This window comes from Streptomyces sp. NPDC005794 (genome assembly GCF_042871445.1).
In the GTDB taxonomy this organism is placed as follows: domain Bacteria; phylum Actinomycetota; class Actinomycetes; order Streptomycetales; family Streptomycetaceae; genus Streptomyces.
In genome coordinates, this window is record NZ_JBIAIN010000003.1 from 365,451 (window position 1) to 388,816 (window position 23,366).

General features: G+C 70.5%; 17 protein-coding genes and 1 pseudogene. 14 read left to right on the forward strand and 4 right to left on the reverse strand.

All coding sequences use genetic code 11. The features are described from left to right. Positions 1 to 6: 6 nt before the first annotated feature. Complete coding sequence (locus ACFYQ5_RS06380) at positions 7 to 1,200, reverse strand: PQQ-dependent sugar dehydrogenase (protein WP_389193922.1); 1,194 nt, start codon at positions 1,198 to 1,200, stop codon at positions 7 to 9. Between the two features lie 90 nt (positions 1,201 to 1,290). Beyond that, positions 1,291 to 2,247 carry an aldo/keto reductase gene (locus ACFYQ5_RS06385; protein WP_389194250.1) on the reverse strand — a complete coding sequence of 319 codons (957 nt, stop codon included), beginning with the start codon at positions 2,245 to 2,247 and terminating at the stop codon, positions 1,291 to 1,293. Between the two features lie 130 nt (positions 2,248 to 2,377). On the opposite strand from ACFYQ5_RS06385, the gene ACFYQ5_RS06390 reads away from it, so the two are divergent. The 6 genes from ACFYQ5_RS06390 to serA all read left to right on the forward strand — a co-directional run bounded on the left by ACFYQ5_RS06390 (position 2,378) and on the right by serA (position 12,045). Continuing rightward, a complete protein-coding gene (locus ACFYQ5_RS06390) occupies positions 2,378 to 3,328 on the forward strand; it encodes a 2-hydroxyacid dehydrogenase (protein WP_389193925.1) in 951 nt (316 codons plus the stop codon). A 264-nt stretch (positions 3,329 to 3,592) separates the two neighbouring features. Then, on the forward strand, positions 3,593 to 6,424 hold the full coding sequence (locus tag ACFYQ5_RS06395) for a putative bifunctional diguanylate cyclase/phosphodiesterase (RefSeq protein ID WP_389193927.1): 2,832 nt from the start codon (positions 3,593 to 3,595) through the stop codon (positions 6,422 to 6,424). A 217-nt stretch (positions 6,425 to 6,641) separates the two neighbouring features. After that, positions 6,642 to 8,498 (forward strand): acetolactate synthase large subunit, encoded by a 1,857-nt coding sequence (locus ACFYQ5_RS06400; protein WP_389193930.1) that lies wholly within the window; start codon positions 6,642 to 6,644, stop codon positions 8,496 to 8,498. A 22-nt stretch (positions 8,499 to 8,520) separates the two neighbouring features. After that, positions 8,521 to 9,048, forward strand: coding sequence for an acetolactate synthase small subunit (ilvN, locus tag ACFYQ5_RS06405; RefSeq protein WP_031091631.1), 528 nt, complete (start codon positions 8,521 to 8,523; stop codon positions 9,046 to 9,048). Positions 9,049 to 9,151: 103 nt separating this feature from the next. Then, positions 9,152 to 10,153, forward strand: coding sequence for a ketol-acid reductoisomerase (gene ilvC, locus ACFYQ5_RS06410; protein ID WP_389193933.1), 1,002 nt, complete (start codon positions 9,152 to 9,154; stop codon positions 10,151 to 10,153). 299 nt (positions 10,154 to 10,452) lie between these two features. Further along, positions 10,453 to 12,045: a phosphoglycerate dehydrogenase gene (gene serA / locus ACFYQ5_RS06415; protein WP_389193936.1), complete on the forward strand. Its 1,593-nt coding sequence runs from the start codon at positions 10,453 to 10,455 to the stop codon at positions 12,043 to 12,045. 87 nt (positions 12,046 to 12,132) lie between these two features. Here serA and ACFYQ5_RS06420 read toward each other — a convergent pair whose 3' ends face one another. After that, a complete protein-coding gene (locus ACFYQ5_RS06420; protein ID WP_389193938.1) occupies positions 12,133 to 13,272 on the reverse strand; it encodes a PucR family transcriptional regulator in 1,140 nt (379 codons plus the stop codon). Positions 13,273 to 13,449: 177 nt separating this feature from the next. On the opposite strand from ACFYQ5_RS06420, the gene ACFYQ5_RS06425 reads away from it, so the two are divergent. Then, on the forward strand, positions 13,450 to 14,376 hold the full coding sequence (locus ACFYQ5_RS06425) for a proline dehydrogenase family protein (RefSeq protein WP_389193940.1): 927 nt from the start codon (positions 13,450 to 13,452) through the stop codon (positions 14,374 to 14,376). Between the two features lie 45 nt (positions 14,377 to 14,421). Next, entirely contained in the window at positions 14,422 to 16,053 is a 1,632-nt protein-coding gene (gene pruA, locus ACFYQ5_RS06430) for an L-glutamate gamma-semialdehyde dehydrogenase (RefSeq protein ID WP_389193942.1), read from the forward strand. A gap of 121 nt (positions 16,054 to 16,174) precedes the next feature. On the opposite strand, the gene ACFYQ5_RS06435 is transcribed toward pruA, so the two are convergent. Next, positions 16,175 to 18,466 (reverse strand): glycoside hydrolase family 3 N-terminal domain-containing protein, encoded by a 2,292-nt coding sequence (locus tag ACFYQ5_RS06435; protein WP_389193945.1) that lies wholly within the window; start codon positions 18,464 to 18,466, stop codon positions 16,175 to 16,177. 142 nt (positions 18,467 to 18,608) lie between these two features. Between ACFYQ5_RS06435 and ACFYQ5_RS06440 the strand changes: the two genes are divergently transcribed. The 6 genes and pseudogenes from ACFYQ5_RS06440 to ACFYQ5_RS06465 all read left to right on the forward strand — a co-directional run bounded on the left by ACFYQ5_RS06440 (position 18,609) and on the right by ACFYQ5_RS06465 (position 23,204). Then, positions 18,609 to 19,208: a TetR/AcrR family transcriptional regulator gene (locus tag ACFYQ5_RS06440; protein ID WP_389193948.1), complete on the forward strand. Its 600-nt coding sequence runs from the start codon at positions 18,609 to 18,611 to the stop codon at positions 19,206 to 19,208. Positions 19,209 to 19,501: 293 nt separating this feature from the next. Further along, positions 19,502 to 19,630 (forward strand): hypothetical protein, encoded by a 129-nt coding sequence (locus tag ACFYQ5_RS06445; protein WP_387400250.1) that lies wholly within the window; start codon positions 19,502 to 19,504, stop codon positions 19,628 to 19,630. 104 nt (positions 19,631 to 19,734) lie between these two features. Next, the gene (locus ACFYQ5_RS06450) at positions 19,735 to 20,778 is read left to right on the forward strand and encodes a 3-isopropylmalate dehydrogenase (protein WP_389193950.1); all 1,044 of its coding nucleotides are present in this window, start codon (positions 19,735 to 19,737) and stop codon (positions 20,776 to 20,778) included. Between the two features lie 293 nt (positions 20,779 to 21,071). Further along, entirely contained in the window at positions 21,072 to 22,175 is a 1,104-nt protein-coding gene (locus tag ACFYQ5_RS06455) for a branched-chain amino acid aminotransferase (protein ID WP_389193953.1), read from the forward strand. A gap of 227 nt (positions 22,176 to 22,402) precedes the next feature. Then, a pseudogene (locus ACFYQ5_RS06460) lies at positions 22,403 to 22,555 on the forward strand (agmatine deiminase family protein); the annotation flags it as partial. A 4-nt stretch (positions 22,556 to 22,559) separates the two neighbouring features. Beyond that, positions 22,560 to 23,204 (forward strand): TetR family transcriptional regulator C-terminal domain-containing protein, encoded by a 645-nt coding sequence (locus tag ACFYQ5_RS06465; RefSeq protein WP_389193956.1) that lies wholly within the window; start codon positions 22,560 to 22,562, stop codon positions 23,202 to 23,204. Positions 23,205 to 23,366 lie beyond the last annotated feature (162 nt).

The following is a 23,366-nucleotide window of genomic DNA, read 5'->3' on the forward strand; positions in this document are numbered from 1 at the left end:
CACCGGCTACCGCACCTTCAGGAGCAGGATCCGGTCGTCGCCCGACTTCGGGGTACCGCGGCCGTCCGTGTTGCTCGTGACCAGCCACAGCTTGTCGCCACCCGCGGCGAGCACCGTGCGCAGACGGCCGTACTTCCCTTCGAGGAACGCCTGGGGGTCCGCCGATGGTTCCCCGTCCGCCTTGCCCGACAGCGGGATCCGCCAGAGGCGCTCGCCCCGCAGCCCCGCCATCCAGACCGATCCTTCGGCGTACGCGATACCGCTCGGCGACGCCTCGGAGGTCTTCCACTGGGCCACCGGGTCGACGAACGCCGATCCCCCTTTCCCTTCGTCGTGTTTTCCTTCGACATCGGGCCAGCCGTAGTTCTTGCCCGGCTCGATCCGATTCAGCTCGTCCCAGGTGTCCTGGCCGAATTCCGCCGCCCAGAGCCGCTTCCCGCTGTCCCAGGCCAGACCCTGCACATTGCGGTGCCCGTACGAATAGACCAGGGAGTCGGCCTCGGGGTTGCCGTGCACGGGCTCGCCGTCGGGCGTCATCCGAAGGATCTTGCCCGCAAGGGACGACGTGTCCTGGGCGAGACCCGTGTCGCCCGTCTCGCCCGTGCCGGCGTACAGCATGCGGTCGGGCCCGAACGCGATCCGCCCGCCGTTGTGGACGAAGCCCTTGGGGATGCCCCGGACAATGGTGTCGGGGGCTCCCAGCTGCCGGCCGGCGGGCTTCTCCTCGTCGTACTGGAGGCGGGCGATGCGGTTGTCCGACTCGGTGGTGAAGTACGCGTAGACCAGATGGTCCGCGCCGTACGTCGGGGCGACGGCGAGGCCGAGCAGGCCGCCCTCACCGGCCGGCGCGACCCCCGGCACCGAGCCCAGCAGGGTCTTCTTGCCGCTCTCCCCGTCGACCCGGGTGATCGTCGCCTCGTCACGCGAGGCGACCAGCAGGTCACCCCCGGGCAGAGCCGCGAGGCCCCAGGGGGACGCGAGACCGTCCGTGAGTGTCTTCACCACCTCGACCGATCCCTTGGCCGGCGGCGGGTCCGCCGACGGGCTCGCCGGGGCCGGGGAGGAGGACGTGGCGCCCGCCGGGGGCGAGGAGGCGCCCTCACCGGCCGCCGGGCCGTCATCGGACGAACAGGCGGACAGCAGGAGGGAGGCCGAGGCGAGCAGGGCCACCACCCCCTTGCGCAGCACGGGAGTTTGCACAGCACCGATCCTTTCGACGGTCGCTCGACCACTGTTCTTACACCGCCGCTCCGCACCGGGTTCCCGATCTCCGCCAATTGACCCGGAGAGTCAGTCCCACGACCCGCGGGCCTGCGGCAGTCCGGCGATCTCGGCCATGTCCTGGTCCGTGAGCGCCAGCCCCGCCGCTCGCGCGTTCTCCACGGCCCACTCCTCCCGCTTCGCGCCGGGCACGGGCACCACATGGCGGCCCTGCCGCAGGACCCACGCCAGAGCCACCTGTGCCGGAGTGGCGTCGTGCCGTTCCGCGATCCTGCGCAGCCCCGCCACCACCGGCTGGTTGGCCGCCATCATCTCCGCGGTGAAGCGGGGGTGCCTGGCCCGCGGATCGTCCGGCTCGAAGCCCTGGCCCGGCTTGAGCGTGCCCGTGAGGTAGCCGTTGCCCAGCGGCATCGCCGCCAGCACTCCCACGCCCCGGGCCGCGCACCACGGCAGCAGATCCTCCAGGGCCTGGGGCGACCACACGGAGAGTTCCGCCTCGACCGCACTGACGGGAAAGACCTGCTGTATCCGCTCCAGCTGCCGGATGGTCCCGTCGTGCATCCGCGCCCCCGGCCGGCGGCCGGCCCGGGCGCCCACCGCGCACAGTCCGAGCGCCCGCACCTTGCCCGCGGTCACCAGGTCCGCCATCGCGCCCCAGGTCTCCTCGACCGGAATCTCGGGATCGGCCCGGTGCAGCTGGTAGAGATCGATCACATCGGTCTGGAGCCGTCGCAGCGAGGCGTCGCAGGCCCGGCGCACATAGCCGGGACGCCCGTTGGCCACGATGTGCTGATCGCCCACCAGCAGCCCGCACTTGGTGGAGAGGAAAGCTTCGTACCGGCGGCCCTTGAGGGCCCGTCCGACGAGGAGCTCGTTGGTGAAGGGCCCGTACATGTCCGCGGTGTCGAGCAGTTGGACGCCCGCGTCCAGCGCGGCGTGCACGGTCCGCACCGAGCGGTCACCGCGCTGCTGCGACGTGCTGTAGGCCCAGCTCATCGGCATACACCCCAGCCCGACCGCACCCACGGCAAGCGCCGCCGCACCGATAGTCCTGCGCTCCAACTCCCCGAACCCTCCCTCGGCCCCATGATCACGGGCCCACCAGCACCCCAAAGTAACCTCTGCCGTTCCCCGCCCTTCGCATAGCCTCCTGACCATGACTTCTACATCCACTGCCGACGTATGGCTGCCGTTCCCCGCCGATGAGATCGACGGCCTCCCCGAGGGTCTCAACTACCGTCTCTGGGACGGTGGCCGGGACTACCCGGCGGACCCCGCGGACTGCGCGTTCTATGTCGTTCCGTACATGAAAGGTCCGGAGGTCGCGGTCCGCCCGCTCAAGGAGATGCGGGCGGTCCAGGTCGTGCAGACCCTCTCCGCGGGCATCGACCACGTGGAACCAGGACTCGGTCTGCTGCCGGCGGGAGTGCGGCTGTGCAACGCCAGGGGCGTGCACGAGGCGTCGACCGCCGAGCTCGCACTCACCCTGGTCCTCGCCTCGCTCCGCGGGGTCCCCGGCTTCGTGCACGGCCAGGACAAGGAGGAGTGGAGGTCCGGCTTCTATCCGGCACTCGCCGACAAGTCCGTCCTCATAGTGGGTTACGGATCGATCGGCGCGGCCATCGAGGACCGGCTCGAACCCTTCGAGTGCGCGCGGGTGGTGCGCGTCGCACGCTCCGCACGGACAACCGCACGCGGCCCCGTACACGCGATCGATGAGCTTCCCGTCCTGCTCCCCGAGGCCGACGTCGTCATCCTGTGCACCCCGCTGAACCCTTCCACACAAGGGCTGGTGGGCCCCGGCTTCCTCGCCGCGATGCGGGACGGCGCGCTGCTCGTGAACGTCGCGCGGGGTGCCGTCGTCGACACCGAGGCGCTGTTGTCCGAACTCGAGTCCGGACGACTGCGTGCCGCGCTCGACGTGACCGATCCCGAACCCCTGCCCGCCGGCCATCCTCTCTGGCATGCTCCCCACACACTGATCAGCCCTCATGTGGGAGGCAGCACCTCCGCGTTCCTGCCCCGGGCCAAGCGGCTGCTCGCCGGACAGCTCACCCGGTTCGCCGCGGGAGAGCCCGTCGACAACCTCGTACGCACCACCGGATGACCACGCTCCGGAGCGGATCGGGCGCACCGCGTTCGGACAACACCCCAGGTGGTCACGGAGAGTAGAGAGCTTATGGCCCTGTGTGACGGCTCTGGTGTATCGTCCACACGAGGGCTGCGCCGTGGAAGGGACGGCGCCGGGGATGTGGAACGCGAGGGGGCGACGGGCGATGTGCGGCCAGTGGAGAGACGATCCGACGCGGCGGGGCGGGCAGGAGAGGCAGGCGGCAGCGAGGGCACCAGGGCCTGCCGGTGGGGCTCTCCGGTGAGCGCCCTCGGGGCCCTGCTCTCCCGGCAGCCGCTCGCGGGACGGGCTGCGGGGCAGTGCTCCCAGCTCGTCCTCGCCGCCGTCTGCGCCGGATACGCGGTAGGTGCCGCCTTCGGCTGGGGGTCACCGGAAGTCGCCATGTTCATGGGTGACTTCGGTCTCAGTGTCGCCGCCCTGATCGCCGCGGTCTCGTGCTTCCTGCACGCCCGCACGAGCGGCAGCCCGCTCAGGCCCGCATGGCTTCTCTTCTCGCTCTCCTCGGCCATGGCCGCCGGAGGCAACGCGGTCTGGGGATGGTACGAGGTGGTGCTGCGGCGTGAGGTGCCCACCCCCTCCCTCGCGGACCTCTTCTTCCTCTGCTTCGCGCCGCCCGTCATCGTCGGGATGCTCGTCCTGGCCAAGCGGCCCGTCACCCGGGCCGGCTGGGTATGCCTGGTGCTGGACGCCTGGCTGATCGGAGGGTCCCTGCTGACGCTCTCCTGGAGCGTCGCACTGGCCCACACCGCGCACACCGCGAACGCCGCGGGGGAGAGCGTGGCCAGGGCGGCGCTCTCGCTGGCCTACCCGCTGCTCGACATCGTGCTGGTCTCCATGGTCCTCGCACTGCACTTCCGACGGGGCGGCATGAACCGTTCCGCGGTCAACACCGCCATCGCCGGCCTCGCCCTGACCGTGCTGTGCGACGCCCTCTTCACCGCCCCGCTGCTGCGCTCGGCGTACCACTCGGGCCATCTGCTGGACGCGGGCTGGTTCGCCGGTTCCCTGCTCCTCGCGTACGCCCCCTGGGCGGCCCGGCGAGGGCAGGACAACGCTGTCGAAGCCCTCTGCCCGGGCCCGTGGGTCACGAGCCGCCCGATCGCCGGGTCCCTCGCCGCGCTCACGCCCTATCTGGCCGCGGCGGTCTGCACCCTCGGCATCCTGTACAACGTGGTGGAGGGGCGCCGGGTCGACCAGGTCGTGCTCCTCACCGGCTGCACGGTCGTGCTCGCGCTGGTCCTCCGGCAGGCCATCATGCTCCTCGACAACATCGCGCTCACCCACGAACTGGCCCAGAAGGAGAACTACTTCCGCTCCCTGGTGCAGGGGTCCAGCGACGTCATCATGATCGCCGAGCCCAGCGGCGCGCTCCGCTACGTCAGTCCCGCGGCGGCCGGGGTCTACCGACGCGCCGCCGAGGACCTCATCGGCGCGGAGCTGTCGTCGATCATCCATCCCGACGACCTCGGGGGAGTGATCCACGAGCTGCGGCGCTTCCTCGCCGCGCCGTCCCGCGAGGAGCCCACCACCCGGATCGAGTGCCGCTTCAGATCGGGTACGGGCGACTGGCTCCACGTCGAGTCCACCGTCAACCGCCACCAGGGCGGTCTGCTGCTCAACAGCCGCGATGTCACCGAGCGGGTCAGGCTGCAGGCCCAGCTCCAGCACAACGCCGAACACGACCCGCTCACCGACCTGCCCAACCGCGCCCTCTTCACCACCCGGGTCGGCCAGGCGCTCGGGGGCCGCCGGGCGGGTGATCCGGGCACCGCAGTGCTCTTCATCGATCTCGACGGCTTCAAGGCGGTCAACGACTCCATCGGCCACCAGGCGGGAGACGAGCTCCTCGTCCAGGCCGCACGCCGCCTCCAGGATTCCGTACGCACCTCGGACACCGCGGCGCGCCTCGGGGGCGACGAGTTCGCCGCCCTCATCGTCGGCGACGGCACCCGCGACCAGGCCGCCCGGGAGTACCAGGTCCACGACATCGCCGACCGGCTGCGCCTCAGGCTCTCCCAGCCGTACCGGATCGGCGCCGCCGAGGTCAGGGTGGCCGCCTCCATCGGGGTCGCCTTCGCCGAGCCCTCCATCACGCCCAAGGACCTCATGCGGAACGCCGACCTGGCCATGTACCGGGCGAAGGCGAGCGGCAAGGACCGGGTCGAGCTCTACGCCCCCCAGATGCAGGCGGACGTCGTGCGCCGCTCCGAGCTCGCGGCACGGCTCCGCACCGCCCTGCGCGACGGTGAATTCGCCCTGCTCCACCAGCCCGTCGTCCATCTGGCCACCGGCACGGTCGCGGCCGTCGCCGCCCAGGCCCGCTGGCGCTCGGCCCAGGGCATCCTGTTCACCCCCGCCGAGTTCCTGCGCGTCTCCGAGGACAGCGACCGCGCCGCCGAGCTCGGCACCTGGCTGCTGGAGCAGGCCGTCGAGCAGGCCGCCGACCGGTCCAGGGCCGGGCATCCGGTCACCGTCTCGGTGCGTGTGTCGGCCGCCCGGCTGGTGGACCGGGCCCTGCCTCCGCGGTCGGTCGAGGCACTCCTGACCCGGCACGGGCTGCCCTCCGGCGCCCTGATGATCGAAGTGGCCGACAGCGACCCGCGGGTCTCCTTCGACGAGCTGGAACAGCGGCTGGTCGCCCTGCGCCGTCTCGGTGTCCGGATCGCGCTCGACGGCTTCGGCAGCGGGTACGCCGCGCTCAACGCCCTGCGCCGGCTCCCCATCGACGTACTGAAACTGGACCGGTGTCTGGTGGAGGGCGTCGTCGAGTCGGCGAGGCTGCACAAGATCACCAGTGGGCTCCTGCGCATCGCCGGGGACCTCGGCATGCAGTCGATGGCCGACGGGGTGGACATGCCCGAACAGGTACGCGCACTGCGTGCCATGGGGTGCACACACGGCCAGGGGATGGCTTTCGCCGGGCCGCTGGACGAGTACCGGCTGCGGCGCACCCTGATCCGGGGGAAGTACCCCGTCCCGGGGCTCGCCCCGGCCGCTCAGCCGGTGTTCGCGGGGGGCGTGATCCCGCTCCAGAACCGCTCACATGATGAGACGCCCGTCCCACCCACTTGACACCGAATGCGTGCCGGAGAGAGGGTCAATGCCATGCGCACCCGAATTCTCGTACTTGGAAAGCGCGTCGGCTGAAGCAGGGTCACTCATGGAAACCCTGCAGACCGCACCGGCGCGCTCCCCTCGCTTGCCCCACGGCACGAGGGGTTTTTTGTTGCACCGGGACCTTTCGGAACCCCACAAAAACACCGCATAAACCCTCAGCTTCGAGAAGAGAATGCCGATGACCGAGCAGGCCACCGGGGCCCAGCACCCGCAGCCGCGGGCCCGTAACGGCGGACCGTCCTCCGCCTCCGTTGAGCACCTCACGGGCGCGCAGTCCCTCATCCGTTCTCTCGAGGAAGTCGGCGCCGACACCGTATTCGGCCTGCCCGGCGGCTGCATCCTCCCGGCGTACGACCCGCTGATGGACTCCACCCGGGTCCGTCACATCCTGGTCCGCCACGAGCAGGGGGCCGGTCACGCGGCCACCGGTTACGCACAGGCCACCGGCAAGGTCGGTGTCTGCATGGTCACCTCGGGTCCCGGTGCCACCAACCTGGTCACCCCGATCGCCGACGCGGCCATGGATTCCGTGCCCCTGGTCGCGATCACCGGCCAGGTGGCCTCCGCCGCCATCGGCACGGACGCCTTCCAGGAAGCCGACATCTGCGGCATCACGATGCCGATCACCAAGCACAACTTCCTGGTCACCCGCGCCGAGGACATCGCGCACACGATCGCCGAGGCCTTCCACATCGCCTCCACCGGCCGCCCCGGACCGGTCCTCGTCGACATCGCCAAGGACGCGCTGCAGTCGAAGACGGTCTTCAGCTGGCCGCCGGCCATGGACCTGCCCGGCTACCGCCCGGTCACCAAGCCGCACGCCAAGCAGATCCGCGAGGCCGCCAAGCTCATCACCCAGGCCAAGCGCCCGGTGCTGTACGTCGGCGGCGGCGTCATGAAGGCCGGCGCCACCGCCGAGCTGAAGGTCCTGGCAGAGCTCACCGGAGCGCCCGTCACCACCACCCTGATGGCGCTCGGCTCCTTCCCCGACAGCCACCCGCTGCACGTGGGAATGCCCGGCATGCACGGTTCGGTCACCGCCGTCACCGCGCTGCAGAAGGCCGACCTGATCGTCGCGCTCGGGGCCAGGTTCGACGACCGCGTCACCGGCAAGCTGGACAGCTTCGCCCCGTACGCAAAGATCGTCCACGCGGACATCGACCCGGCGGAGATCGGCAAGAACCGCGCCGCCGACGTCCCGATCGTCGGTGACGCCCGCGAGGTCATCGCCGACCTCGTCCAGGCGGTCCAGGCCGAGCACACCGAAGGCAACGCGGGCGACTACGCGGCCTGGTGGAAGGACCTCAACCGCTGGCGCGAGACCTACCCGGTCGGCTACGACCTGCCGGAGGACGGCAGCCTCTCGCCGCAGCAGGTCATCCAGCGCATCGGCGAACTCGCCCCGGAGGGAACGATCTTCGCGGCGGGCGTCGGCCAGCACCAGATGTGGGCCTCGCACTTCATCCAGTACGAGCAGCCCGCCACCTGGCTCAACTCCGGCGGCGCCGGGACCATGGGCTACGCGGTCCCGGCCGCGATGGGCGCCAAGGCCGGCATGCCCGAGCGCGCGGTCTGGGCGATCGACGGCGACGGCTGCTTCCAGATGACCAACCAGGAACTCACCACCTGCGCGCTCAACAACATCCCGATCAAGGTCGCCATCATCAACAACGGCGCGCTCGGGATGGTCCGCCAGTGGCAGACCCTGTTCTACAACCAGCGGTACTCCAACACCGTGCTGCACTCCGGCACGGACACGGACGGCGTCCCCGCCAAGGGCACCCGCGTGCCGGACTTCGTCAAGCTGTCCGAGGCCATGGGCTGCTACGCGATCCGCTGCGAGGACCCGGCCGACCTGGACAAGGTCATCGCCGAGGCCAACGCGATCAACGACCGCCCGGTCGTCATCGACTTCATCGTCCACGAGGACGCCATGGTGTGGCCGATGGTCGCCGCCGGCACCTCCAACGACGAGGTCATGGCAGCGCGCGGTGTCCGCCCCGACTTCGGCGACAACGAAGACGACTGAGAGACAGAGAGAGACCGACTCCATGTCCAGCAAGCACACACTCTCCGTCCTGGTCGAGAACAAGCCGGGTGTCCTCGCCCGTATCACGGCCCTGTTCTCCCGGCGCGGCTTCAACATCGACTCGCTCGCGGTCGGTACCACCGAACATCCCGACATCTCACGCATCACCATTGTCGTGAATGTCGAGGGCCTGCCCCTGGAGCAGGTGACCAAGCAGCTCAACAAGCTGGTCAACGTCCTGAAGATCGTCGAACTCGAGCCCGCCGCAGCGATCCAGCGGGAGCTCGTCCTGGTGAAGGTCCGCGCAGACAACGAGACCCGCTCCCAGATCGTCGAGATCGTCCAGCTGTTCCGCGCCAAGACCGTGGACGTCTCCCCGGAGGCCGTCACGATCGAGGCGACAGGGGGCGCCGACAAGCTGGAGGCCATGCTCAAGATGCTGGAGCAGTTCGGCATCAAGGAACTCGTCCAGTCCGGCACCATCGCCATAGGGCGCGGCGCGCGCTCGATCACCGACCGTTCTCTGCGCGCACTCGACCGTACGGCGTAACCCATCGGGAACCTCGCCGCTCGTATGGCGAGACCCGGCAACGTACCCCACGCACCCCGCCGTACGGTGGGACGCAACACCTGCACACCAAGGAGAAGACCCAGTGGCCGAGCTGTTCTACGACGACGATGCCGACCTGTCCATCATCCAGGGCCGTAAGGTCGCGGTGCTTGGTTACGGCAGCCAGGGGCACGCCCACGCGCTGTCGCTGCGTGACTCGGGTGTCGACGTCCGTGTCGGTCTGCACGAGGGTTCGAAGTCCAAGGCCAAGGCCGAGGAGCAGGGCCTTCGCGTGGTGACCCCGTCCGAGGCCGCCGCCGAGGCCGACGTCATCATGATCCTCGTCCCGGACCCGATCCAGGCCCAGGTCTACGAGGAGTCCGTCAAGGACAACCTCAAGGACGGCGACGCGCTGTTCTTCGGCCACGGTCTGAACATCCGCTTCGACTTCATCAAGCCGCCGGCCAACGTCGACGTCTGCATGGTCGCCCCGAAGGGCCCGGGGCACCTGGTCCGCCGCCAGTACGAGGAAGGCCGCGGCGTCCCGTGCATCGTGGCCGTCGAGCAGAACCCCACCGGCAAGGGCCTGGAGCTCGCCCTCTCCTACGCGAAGGGCATCGGCGGCACCCGCGCCGGCGTCATCAAGACGACCTTCACCGAGGAGACCGAGACCGACCTGTTCGGTGAGCAGGCCGTTCTCTGCGGTGGCACCGCCGCCCTCGTCAAGGCCGGTTTCGAGACGTTGACCGAGGCCGGTTACCAGCCGGAGATCGCGTACTTCGAGTGCCTCCACGAGCTGAAGCTCATCGTGGACCTCATGTACGAGGGCGGCCTGGAGAAGATGCGCTGGTCCATCTCGGAGACCGCCGAGTGGGGCGACTACGTCACCGGCCCGCGCATCATCACGGACGCCACCAAGGCCGAGATGAAGAAGGTCCTCGCCGAGATCCAGGACGGCACCTTCGCCAAGGCGTGGATGGCCGAGTACCACAACGGTCTGCCCAAGTACAACGAGTACAAGAAGGCCGACAGCGAGTCCCTGCTGGAGACCACCGGCAAGGAGCTTCGCAAGCTCATGAGCTGGGTCGACAACGAGGACGCCTGAGTTCTCGCCGGGGGGCAGGTCCGTACGGGCCTGCCCCCCGGCACACGGCCGGCCTCACCCCCGTGTCACTGCGGGGAAGGGCGGGTGGCAGGAAGACGGCACCGTATGTCTGTACAGACCGTCCACCCCGTGCGGGTGATCCTTCCACCGGGGCGCTGTCAGCGCCCGGCCGCATGACTACACTGCTCAACACATATACGCGTCAGGGCCCACAGTGTCGTGCGTCTTCCACGCGGCTAGCCCCTCCACCGCCTGCGGCCGTCGGGACGGCCGTCCGCACTGGACATGTGAGGACACACGTGAGCTCGAAACCTGTCGTACTCATCGCCGAAGAGCTGTCGCCCGCCACGGTTGACGCTCTGGGTCCGGATTTCGAGATCCGGCATTGCAACGGCGCGGACCGCGCCGCACTCCTCCCCGCGATCGCCGACGTCGACGCGATCCTGGTGCGCTCCGCCACCAAGGTCGACGCCGAGGCCATCGCCGCGGCGAAGCAGCTCAAGGTCGTCGCCCGCGCGGGTGTCGGTCTGGACAACGTCGACGTCGCCTCGGCCACCAAGGCCGGCGTGATGGTCGTCAACGCGCCGACGTCCAACATCGTCACCGCCGCCGAGCTGGCCTGTGGTCTGCTCGTCGCCACCGCGCGCAACATCCCGCAGGCCAACACCGCCTTGAAGAACGGCGAGTGGAAGCGCTCCAAGTACACGGGTGTGGAGCTCAGCGAGAAGACCCTCGGCGTCGTCGGCCTCGGCCGCATCGGCGTGCTGGTCGCGCAGCGCATGTCGGCCTTCGGCATGAAGATCGTCGCGTACGACCCCTACGTGCAGCCCGCACGCGCCGCGCAGATGGGCGTCAAGCTCCTCACGCTGGACGAGCTGCTCGAGGTCTCCGACTTCATCACGGTGCACCTCCCCAAGACCCCTGAGACGCTCGGCCTGATCGGCGACGAAGCGCTGCACAAGGTGAAGCCGTCGGTGCGCATCGTCAACGCCGCGCGCGGCGGCATCGTCGACGAGGAGGCGCTCGCCTCCGCCCTCAAGGAGGGCAGGGTCGCCGGCGCCGGTCTGGACGTGTACACCAAGGAGCCCTGCACGGACTCCCCGCTGTTCGAGTTCGACCAGGTCGTCTGCACCCCGCACCTCGGCGCCTCCACCGACGAGGCGCAGGAGAAGGCGGGCATCGCGGTCGCCAGGTCCGTCCGTCTGGCCCTCGCCGGTGAGCTCGTGCCCGACGCGGTCAACGTCCAGGGCGGCGTCATCGCCGAGGACGTGCGCCCCGGCCTGCCGCTCGCCGAGAAGCTCGGCCGGATCTTCACCGCGCTCGCGGGCGAGGTCGCGGCCCGTCTCGACGTCGAGGTCTACGGCGAGATCACCCAGCACGACGTGAAGGTGCTCGAACTCTCCGCGCTCAAGGGTGTGTTCGAGGACGTCGTCGACGAGACCGTCAGCTACGTCAACGCCCCGCTCTTCGCGCAGGAGCGCGGTGTCGAGGTCCGCCTCACCACCAGCTCCGAGTCGCCGGACCACCGCAACGTGGTGACCGTCCGGGGCACGCTGTCGAACGGCGAGGAGGTCGCGGTCTCCGGCACGCTGGCCGGCCCCAAGCACCTCCAGAAGATCGTCGCCATCGGCGAGCACGACGTCGACCTGGCGCTCGCCGACCACATGGTCGTCCTGCGCTACGAGGACCGTCCCGGCGTCGTGGGCGCGGTCGGCAAGATCCTCGGCGAGGCCGGGCTGAACATCGCCGGCATGCAGGTCTCGCGGCAGGACGCGGGCGGTGAGGCGCTGGTCGTCCTCACCGTCGACGACACCATCCCGCAGTCGGTCCTCACCGAGATCGCCGAGGAGATCGGCGCCGCTTCGGCGCGTTCGGTGAACCTCACCGACTGACCGGCGGACACACCACGGCCGCGCCCGGCGGACAGACTTCGGTCTGCCCGCCGGGCGCGGCCGTGCGAGGTCCCGTCGGCCGGGGACTCACAGCCGGGCCTGCTTCAGCGCCATGTGCAGCAGCAGCCTGTCCTCGCCGTCGTTCAGGTCGAGGCCGGTGAGCTGCTGGACCCGGCCGAGCCGGTAGTAGAGCGTCTGGCGGTGGATGCCCAGCTCGGTGGCGGTCCGGCTCGCCTGGCCGGCCCGGTCGAGGAACACCTCGGCGGTACGGGCCAGTTCGGCGTGGGCCGGGGTCAGCAGGGGGCGGACGGCTGGGTCCGGCGCGGTGTCCGGGGTGCGGGGCAGGGCGGCCAGCAGCCGGTACGGACCGATGGCCGACCAGTCGGCGACCGGGCCGAAGCGCGATTCCGCCGACGCCGCGCGGGCGGCGGACAGGGCCTCGTGCCAGGAGTCGGCCAGCTCCGTCAGACCCCGGCGGGCAGCGGCGAGGCCGCCGGTCGCGGCGGGACCCGCGGTGGCCCGCAACCGCTCCGCGGCCGTCGTCGCCGGGTCGAGGGCCTCGGGGGAGCGCAGCCGGACCAGGGCGGCCAGGGCCTGGGCACCCGCGCCGGGCACCGCGGCGAGAGCGGCCGCCGACGGCACCGTGCGCACCGACGGTGTCTCTCCCGGCCACGGGGTCACACACACCACGGTGTGCAGACCGTCCGCGTCGGCGCCGAGAGCCTCGTGCAGCGCGGCCACCGCCATGTCGCGCTGCCAGCCGCGCCCGGCGACGAGCACCGCCCCGAATTCCCGTGACAGGTCCGTGCCGGCCCGCTCCTCGTCGGCGAGCAGGGCGCCGATCCGGGCCGCGACGTCCATCGCCGCCGACAACTGCCCGTCGGTCGGCCCCGGGTCGGCGTCCAGCAGCCACACGTAGCCCAGGACGACACCCCGATGGCGTACCGGAAGACAGACGCGGTCCCGGAACACCCCCGCCTCGGGGGCGGCCGGGATACGGACCGGGCCCGTCGCCCGGGTGATCCCGAAGCCCTCGAACCAGGCGCGGACCGCGGGGGTGGAGCGCCGGGTCAGGATCGAGCGTGTGCGGACGGGGTCCATGGCCGTGTCGTCGTCGCTGTCGTGGGCCCCGAAGGCGACCAGGCCGAAATCGCGGTTCTCCAGGGTCGCGGGGGCGCTGAGCAGCGCGGAGATCTCATCGACCAGCTCCTGGTAATCGCCCTTCACCCCGTTATTCTCGCACCCTTTCAGACATATGTCTGAGATCCAGTACACGGATGCGTGACAGCTGTCGATGGCACGCGATTGCGGGGGTCCCTAGATTTCACAGTGGTTCTCCGTGCCGTCCCGGTCCGTTCATCCGCGTACCGGCCCGGCCTCGTCCGTACTCCGTGGAGGTGCCCCGTGCTGGGTCCCGTGATTCTCGCCGCGTCCCGCAGCGACACGATGCGTCGTTTCGTCTCGGCCGCGCCGGGCACCAAGCAGGTCGTCGACCGCTTCATCGCCGGCGAGGGTGTCGAGCAGGTCGTCCCGGTCATCCAGGACGCGGCCGCCAAGGGTCTCGAGGTCACCCTCGACGTCGTGGGTGAGGACATCACCACCCCCGAGCAGGCCGCCGCCGCCCGTGACGCATACCTGGAGCTGATCGGCCGCCTGGAGAAGCTCGGCCTCGGCGAGCGCGCCGAGATGTCCGTCAAGCTGTCGATGTTCGGACAGGCGCTGGAGGGTGGCCACGAGCTGGCCCTCGCCAACGTCCGCCCCGTCGTGGAGGCCGCCGCTGCGATCGGCACCACGGTCACGCTGGACGCCGAGGACCACACCACCCTCGACTCGATGTTCGCCATCCACGAGGAGCTGCGGAAGGACTTCCCGCAGACCGGCTGTGTGATCCAGTCCTACCTGTTCCGGACCGAGGCCGACGCCCGCCGCCTCGCCGCCGCGGGCAGCCGGGTCCGTCTGGTGAAGGGCGCCTACAAGGAGCCCGCCTCCGTCGCGTACCAGAACAAGCCGGAGATCGACAAGGCGTACGTCCGCATCCTGAAGACGCTGATGCGGGGCGAGGGCTACCCGATGATCGGCTCCCACGATCCCCGTCTCGTCGCCATCGGCCAGGAGCTCGCACGCCAGGCCGGGCGCAAACTGGATGAGTACGAGTTCCAGATGCTGTACGGCATCCGCAGCGAGGAGCACGTCCGGCTCGCGGCCGAGGGCCACCGGATGCGCGTCTACACGGCGTACGGCACCGACTGGTACGGATACTTCATGCGCCGCCTCGCGGAGAAGCCGGCCAACCTGCTGTTCTTCGCCCGCTCCGTCGTCACCAAGGGCTGACCTGCCCGGCCGACCACCCACCTCAACCAAGGAGACAAGGCACTCATGGACGCTGTCACCCAGGTCCCCGCGCCGGTCAACGAGCCGGTCCACTCCTACGCCCCCGGCACCGCCGAGCGAGCCCGCCTGGAGGCGAAGCTCAAGGAGCTCGCCGAGAACCCGATCGACCTGCCGATGACCATCGGTGGCGAGAAGCGCATGGGCGGCGGCGAGCGCGTCGACGTCGTGCAGCCGCACAACCACAAGGCCGTCATCGGCACCTTCGCCGGTGCCACCGAGCAGGACGCGCAGGACGCCGTCGACGCGGCCCTCGCCGCCGCTCCGGCCTGGCGTGCGATGTCCTTCGACGACCGCGCGGCCATCATCCTGCGCGCGGCCGAGCTGCTGTCCGGCCCCTGGCGCGAGACGCTGGCCGCCTCCACGATGCTCGGCCAGGGCAAGACCGCGCAGCAGGCCGAGATCGACTGTCCCTGTGAGCTCGTCGACTTCTGGCGCTTCAACGTGCACTACGCGCGCCAGATCCTCGCCGAGCAGCCGCCGGCGAACTCCCCCGGCGTGTGGAACCGCATGGACCACCGCCCGCTCGAAGGCTTCGTCTACGCGATCACGCCGTTCAACTTCTCGGCCATCGCCGCGAACCTGCCCACCGCGCCCGCCCTCATGGGCAACGTCGTGGTGTGGAAGCCGTCCCCGACGCAGACCCACGCCGCCGTGCTGCTGATGCAGCTCCTGGAGGAGGCCGGGCTGCCCAAGGGCGTCATCAACCTGGTCACCGGCGACGGCATCGCCGTCTCCGAGGTGGCGCTGAACCACCGCGACCTGGCCGGTGTCCACTTCACCGGGTCGACCCCCACCTTCCAGCACCTGTGGAAGACGGTCGGCAACAACATCGCCAACTACCGCACCTACCCGCGTCTGGTCGGCGAGACCGGCGGCAAGGACTTCGTCGTCGCGCACCCGAGCGCCGACCGCGCCGTCCTGAAGACCGCGCTGACCCGCGGCTCCTTCGAGTACCAGGGCCAGAAGTGCTCGGCGTCCTCCCGCGCGTACGTCCCGGCCTCCATCTGGAACTCCGGTTTCAAGGAGGAGTTCGCGGCCGAGGTGGACGGCATCACCATGGGTGACGTCACCGACCTGTCGCACTTCATGGGCGCCGTCATCGACGCGCGTTCCTTCGCGAAGAACAAGGCCGCGATCGACCGTGCCGCGGCCGACCCGACCTGCACGATCGTTGCCGGTGGCACGTACGACGACTCCGTCGGCTACTTCGTCCGCCCGACCGTCATCGTCTGCGACGACCCGGCCAACGAGGTCTTCACCACCGAGTACTTCGGCCCGATCCTCGCCGTCCACGTCTACGAGGACGACAAGTACGACGCGATGCTGGAGCAGATGGAGTCGGTCTCCGACTACGCGCTGACCGGCGCGGTCATCTCCAACGATCGTGCGGCGGCCGCGTACACGATGGACAAGCTCCGCTACGCGGCGGGCAACTTCTACATCAACGACAAGTCGACCGGTGCCGTCGTCGGCCAGCAGCCCTTCGGCGGCGGCCGTGGCTCCGGCACCAACGACAAGGCGGGCGCCCCGCAGAACCTGCAGCGCTGGACGCTGACCCGCGCCATCAAGGAGACGCTGGTCGCGCCGACCGACTACACCTACCCCCACCAGGGCTGACGCCCTCCGGGGCACCCGCACAGGGCGCCCCGCCCCGCACTCCGCCTCCCGGCCGGCTCCCCCCGCCTGCCGGGAGGCGGTTTCCATTTCCGGCGGGGCGGCCAGGACGGCTCCGCGTGCCTCAGCCCTTCACGGTGAAGCGGGCCCGCAGGAGGGCGTCGTCGCGTGAGGACGGACCGACGAGCAGGTCGAAGGCCCCGGGCTCGACGACCCGACGGCCCGCCGCGTCCACGAGGGTGCACTGCGAGACGGGCAGCTCCAGCTGCACCTCGCGCTCCTCGCCCGGGGCGAGCGTCACCTGCCGGTAGGCCTTCAGCTCCTTCTCGGCCCACGTCACGGATGTCACGGTGTCGCTGATGTACGCCTGCACGGTCTCCAGGGCCGGCCGCGCGCCGGTGTTGCGGAGGGTGACGCGTGCCCTCAGCGTGTCGTTCTCCCCGACGTGCGCCGTGAGCACCTCCAGACCGGAGTACGCGACGGTCGTGTAACTCAGCCCCTCGCCGAACACGAAGGCCGGACGCTGGGTGAGGTCGGCGTACCGGGAGCCGTGCTGGCCGCGGATCTGGTTGTAGTACGTCGGCTGCTGTCCCGCGTGCCGGGCGAAGGAGACAGGCAGCCGGCCCGACGGCTCGACGAGGCCGAGCAGGACCTCGGCCACGGCCCGGCCGCCCTGCATGCCCGGGTTGAAGGCGTGCAGGACCGCGGCCGCGCCGAGGGCGGACGGCGGAAGCACCAGTGGCTTCGAGCTGATGACCACGACGACGAGCGGCTTGCCGGTCGCGGCGAGTGCGTCGAGCAACGCGACCTGACCGCCGACGAGTTCCAGGGTGGCGGTCGAACGCCCCTCGCCGACCAGCTCGATGCGGTCGCCCACCACGGCGACGACGTAGTCGGCGGCCTCGGCCGCGGCGACGGCCTCACCGATCAGGGCCTCGGAGGGGTCCGCCGGGACGACGACGTCCGGGCGGGGCTGACCGTCCGGGAAGAACGCGCCCTCCGGGTCGGGGCCCACGGAGAGGATGTCGGCGCCGCGCGCGCCGATGACGTCCCAGCCGTCCGGGACGTGCGCGCGGAAGCCGTCGAGCACGGTGCGGATCATGGCGCGCGGGTGGCCGTCCGGCAGCCAGTCCGCCTGGCCGGAGGAGCCCGCCCAGTCGCCCAACTGGGTCTGTGCGTCATCGGCGTTGGGCCCGACGACGGCGACCGTACGCGGAGCCTGTCCGGCCTCGGCGACGGCCCGCCCGTCCTGGCCCGGCACGAACCCGCCGGCCAGCGGCAGGGTGCCGTCGTTGGTGAGCAGGACCAGGGAGCGGCGGGCGGCCTCCAGGTTCAGCACGGCGTGTCCGGCGCTGCCGATGACCGCGGCCTGCCGGGCGGCGTCGGGGTGACGGGGGTTCTCGAAGAGGCCCAGCTCGAACTTCAGGGTCAGGACGCGCCGCACCGCCGCGTCGATCTCCGCCTCGTCCAGGGCGCCTTCGGCGACCGCGCTCTGCGCTCCCTCGAAGAACTGCGGGGTGTGCATCACCATGTCGTTGCCCGCCCGGACCGCAGCGGTGGCCGCCTGGGTGTGGTCGGCGTAGATCTTCTGTTCCCACACCATGCGGCCGACGTTGTCCCAGTCGGTGACCAGCGTGCCGGTGTAGCCCCACTCGCCGCGCAGCACCTCGTTCAGCAGCCAGTCGTTGACGGTGACCGGCACCCCGTCCATGGACTGGTAGCCGAGCATGAACGTACGGCAGCCCTCGCGGGCGACCCGCTCGAACGGGGGCAGGAACCAGGAGCGCAGCTTGCGCCGGGAGATGTCGGCCTCGCTCGCGTCCCGGCCGCCCTGCGTCTCGGAGTAGCCCGCGAAGTGCTTGGCGCACGCCAGGACCGCCGTCGGGTCGTCGAGCCCCTCACCCTGGTAGCCGCGCACCATCGCCGAGGCCAGCTCGCCGATCAGGAAGGGGTCCTCGCCGAAGGTCTCGCTGACCCGGCCCCAGCGCAGGTCCCGGGTGATGCAGAGCACCGGCGAGAACGTCCAGTGGACGCCGGTCGCGGCGACCTCGACGGCGGTGGCCCTGGCGACGCGCTCCACCAGCTCCGGGTCCCAGGTCGCGGCCAGACCGAGCTGCGTGGGGTAGATCGTGGCCCCCTCCCAGAAGGAGTGGCCGTGGATGCAGTCCTCCGCGACCAGCAGGGGGATGCGCAGCCGGGTCCGCTCGGTCAGCGCCGCCGCTTCCAGGACGCGCTCGGGGGAGGCGTGCAGGATCGAACCCGCGTGCAGGTCCTCGATGAGGTGACGCACTCCGTCCTTGGCGTTCAGCTGGAGCATCTGACCGGTCCGCTCGGCCAGGGTCATGCGGCCGAGGAGGTCGTCGACCCGCTCGGCGACGGGGAGCGCGGGGTCGAGATAGGGCAGGGAGGGGGACACGGGGGGTCCTTTCGCGACACGGTTCCGCCTTCACCTTAGAGTCAATACCGACCACCTGGTAAGTATCTTCCGAGGGTTGAATGGGCGTTCGATGCAGCGAAGTGCCGGCCGGACCGATGCCGGCGGACCGGGAGAGTGGCGAGTGACGGCCGAAGCACGGCGCGGCTACGCGAAGGGCCGCGCGAAGCGGCGCGAAATCCTGGGCCAGGCCATGTCCTTGTTCGGTGAGGCCGGCTACCGGGGCGCGTCGCTGCGGGTGATCGCGACCCGGTGCGGCATCTCGCACACCGGCCTGCTGCATCACTTCCCGACCAAGGAGGCGCTGCTGCTCGCGGTCCTGGAGCACCGTGACGACGTGGACGACGAGTGGCTCTCGCTGGGCGGCACCACGGGCGTCGAGCGGCTGCGGCGGTTCGCCGAGCTGGCGGAGCTGAACTCCACCCGGCGCGGGATCGTCGAGCTGTTCTCGGTGGTCTCCACCGAGGCGACGGCCGCCGATCACCCGGCCCACGAGTATTTCGTGCGCCGCTACGAGAACTCGGTCGCGGGCGCCGAGCTCGCCTACGAACAGGCGCGGCTGGAAGGTGTGCTGCGGACCGGTATCGCCCCCGGCGCCGCGGGCCGGCAGCTGATCGCCCTGATGGACGGACTCCAGGTGCAGTGGCTGCTCAGCGACTGCGTCACGGACATGGCCGGCGTCCTGCGCGCGCACATCGAGGCGCAGCTCACCGTGGCCTTCTGAGGCCCCGGCGGTGCGGTCCGACGGTGCGGCCGTCTCAGATAGTAGGAAGTCCGAGTAGTTGTAGAGACAGATGGCCTGAGCTGTCCTAGCTTTGTAGGAGCCGAACGAATCGCTGATCCAGCGACCGGCGTGTGTGAGTGTGCCGAAGCAGGCAATCCCTGCGGCATACGCTCCCCGCCCTTCAGGCGTCTCGAAATCCCGATCTCGACATCGCGATCGACATCGCGACCCCGGCAGCCGTTGCGCGAAGTCCCGATCCCGAAATCCACGCGATCTCAAGGAGTCGATCCCTCATGGCCGAGACCACTGTCCGCCGCGTCCGTCACACCCCCCGCGCCGCCGAGTCGGAGCGCAAGAACGCCGCTGCCGCCCTGCAGCGGGCCCTCGACCGCCGGGACAACGGCGGGTCGACGGGCCACTGAGGGGGACTTCCGCCTCCTGGCGCACGCCCCTCCGGGGGCCGTCGTCACGTCCGTATCGTGGACGTCGAATGTCATGGGGTGGGACGGAGGGCTAGGGTGCCACCATGTCTCGCAGCATCGATCTCGCAGTGATCCCCGGCGACGGTATCGGCCAGGAGGTCGTCACCCAGGGCCTCAAGGTTCTCAACGCTGTTCTCCCGCAGGATGTGAAGCTGGAGACCAAGGAGTACGACCTCGGCGCCCAGCGATGGCACCGCACCGGTGAGACCCTCCCCGACGCGGAGCTGGAAGCCCTCAAGGGCCACGACGCCATCCTGCTCGGCGCCATCGGAGACCCGTCCGTGCCGTCGGGCGTGCTGGAGCGCGGGCTGCTGCTGAAGCTGCGTTTCGCGTTCGACCACTTCATCAACCTGCGGCCGTCGAAGCTCTTCCCGAACACCGCCACGCCGCTGGCCGGCCGTCCCGAGATCGACTTCGTCGTCGTCCGTGAGGGCACCGAGGGCCCGTACACGGGCAACGGCGGTTCCCTGCGCACGGGCACGGAGCACGAGGTCGCCACCGAGGTGAGCGTCAACACCGCTTACGGCGTGGAGCGTGTCGTGCGTGACGCCTTCGCGCGTGCCGCCGCCCGTCCCCGCAAGAAGCTGACGCTGGTCCACAAGAACAACGTCCTCGTGTACGCCGGTCACCTGTGGAAGAACACCTTCGACAAGGTCGCGGCCGAGTTCCCCGAGGTCACCACCGACTATCTGCACGTCGACGCCGCGACGATCTTCTTCGTCACCCAGCCGGAGCGCTTCGACGTCATCGTCACCGACAACCTCTTCGGTGACATCCTCACCGACCTCGCCGCGGCCGTGACCGGCGGCATCGGCCTGGCCGCCTCCGGCAACATCAACCCGACGGGCGCCTTCCCGTCCATGTTCGAGCCGGTGCACGGCACCGCGCCCGACATCGCGGGCCAGGGCAAGGCGGACCCGACGGCCACGATCCTCTCCGTCGCCCTCCTGCTGCGCCACCTCGGCTACGAGACCGAGGCCGTGCGCGTCGAGGAGGCCGTCTCCGCCGATCTCGCGGAGCGCGACGGGGCCGCCGCACGCTCCACCGACGAGATCGGCGACGCGCTCGCGGTACGAGTAGCGAGCTGACCCGACGACTCCCCTTGGAAGCCGCCGGGTCGCAACCGCACCCGGCGGCTTCACCTCGCGGTCTCCGGGTGCCACCATCGACCCCTGGACCGCGTTTTCGCGTCGTGCGAGCGATACCGTGAACGTCACCGCAATCGAGTCATTTCGTGCAGAGCCGCCCCCGGGAGATAATCGAACGCGGGACCGCGGCTCGCCGTAGAGCTCGGACGTCCTACAACCTGCCCGGCGCTGCCGGGCGGGAGCGGGCGTGAGCGCGGTCCATCACACACAAGACCGGTGAAGGACACGCACTCATGACGACGCCCACGATCGAGCTCAAGCCCTCCTCGCACCCGCTGTCCGACGCGGAGCGCGAGGCGGCCCTGGCCAACCCCGGATTCGGCCGGCACTTCACCGACCACATGGTGACGATCAGCTGGACCGAGGGACGCGGCTGGCACGACGCGCAGCTCGTGCCGTACGGTCCGCTGTCGCTCGACCCGGCCAACATGACGCTGCACTACGCGCAGGAGATCTTCGAGGGGCTCAAGGCCTACCGGCAGCCCGACGGCGCGGTCGCCACCTTCCGCCCCGAGGCCAACGCCGCCCGCTTCCAGCGGTCCGCCGCCCGGCTCGCGATGCCGGAGCTGCCCATCGAGACCTTCATCGAGGCCTGTGACGTCCTGGTCCAGCAGGACCAGGCGTGGGTCCCGCCGCACGGTGGCGAGGAGTCCCTCTACCTGCGCCCGTTCATGATCGCCGCCGAGGTGGGTCTCGGCGTCCGGCCGGCCAACGAGTACCTCTTCCTCGTCATCGCCTCGCCCGCCGGTGCCTACTTCCCCGGCGGTGTGAAGCCGGTCTCGATCTGGCTCTCCCAGGACCGGGTGCGCGCCGTCCCCGGCGGCGTGGGCGACGCCAAGACCGGCGGCAACTACGCCGCCTCCCTCCTCGCCCAGGCCGAGGCGGCGGCGCAGGGCTGCGACCAGGTCGCCTACCTCGACGCCGTCGAGCACACGTGGGTCGAGGAACTCGGCGGCATGAACCTCTACTTCGTGTACGAGCAGGAGGACGGCGGCAAGCGGATCGTCACCCCCTCCCTCACCGGCTCGCTGCTCGCCGGTGTCACCCGCGACTCCCTGCTCACCGTCGCCCGTGACCTCGGTTACGCCTCCGAGGAGGGCCGCGTCTCCATCGACCAGTGGCGCGCCGACACCGCGAACGGCACCCTCACCGAGGTGTTCGCCTGCGGCACCGCCGCCGTCATCACGCCCGTCGGCACCGTGAAGTCCGCGGACGGCGAGTGGACCCAGGGCGACGGCACCCCCGGCGAGGTCACCCTCAAGCTGCGCGAGCGCCTGCTGGACATCCAGCGCGGCATCGCCGAGGACACCCACGGCTGGATGCACGAGCTCGGCTGAGCCACCGGTCGTACGTGAGAAGGCCGCGCCCCTCCCCGGGGCGCGGCCTTCGTCGTTCCGCGTCCCGAGTTTTGAGCGCCGCTCACAACCTGGTTGGAGTGCTCCTCCAGCCAGGAGGTGCCGCGACGTGCGACTGACCCCGACCGAACGTGACCGGCTGACGTCGAGGACGAGATCCACGCCCGACTCGGCACCGAGAAGGCCGACTGGCTGCGGCACCCTCGGCCCTCTGCGCCTTCGACGACACGAGGGACGAGGAGGCGGCCGCCGTATCCGGCGACCTGTTCCCGGACCGTACGGTGACACCCGTCGACGCCCGTACCATCTTTGCGGGTGGTGGAGGCATCCACTGCGTCACGCAGCAACAGCCCAGGACCTGAAACCGTGCCCCGTACCCCGCGCCGCCGCAACATCGCCCCGCCCAGGGAGGACGTGCTCGCCGCCGTCATGGCCACCGTCGCCGAGCGCGGACTCGACGGGCTCACCATGGCGGGGCTCGGCCGGGAGGTGCAGATGAGCAGCGGACACCTCCTCTACTACTTCCGTACCAAGGACGAGCTGCTGCTGCAGACCCTGGAGTGGAGCGAGGTACGGCTCGGTGCCGAACGCCGGGCCAGGCTCACCGGGCCCGGCACCGCACGCGAGCGGCTCGACGCCTACATCGCGCTGTACGTCCCCGACGGCCACCGCGACCCGCACTGGACGCTCCGGCTGGAGGTCTGGAACCGCTCGCGGGAAGCCGACGACGATGCCCGCGCCCGGCAGGCCGCCATCGAGGAGGCCTGGCACCGCGACCTCGTGGAACTGCTGTCCGACGGCATCGCGCGCGGCGAGTTCCGCGGCGTCGACTCCGACCGGGCCGCGACCCGCCTGCGGGCCCTGATGGACGGGTTCAGCGTCCATGTCACCGTCGGTGTCCCGGGCACCGGACGGGAGCAGGTCCTGGACCAGATGCGCGGATACGCGGACGACACACTCACCCCTCCCGGGGCGGCCGCCCGTGCGACGGACGTCACGCCCGCATCCTGAGACGGGCCGGGCCCCGGGAGCACCGCTGTGCCAGACTGCGTGCGTGTCCTCGTTCGCCATGATTATCGGCAGCAGGCGCGCCGGTCCGCAGTGACCGTCCCGTACCACCACGTACGGAACGGACAACGTGCCCCAGACCCGCGCGCATACCTCTCGCACCCG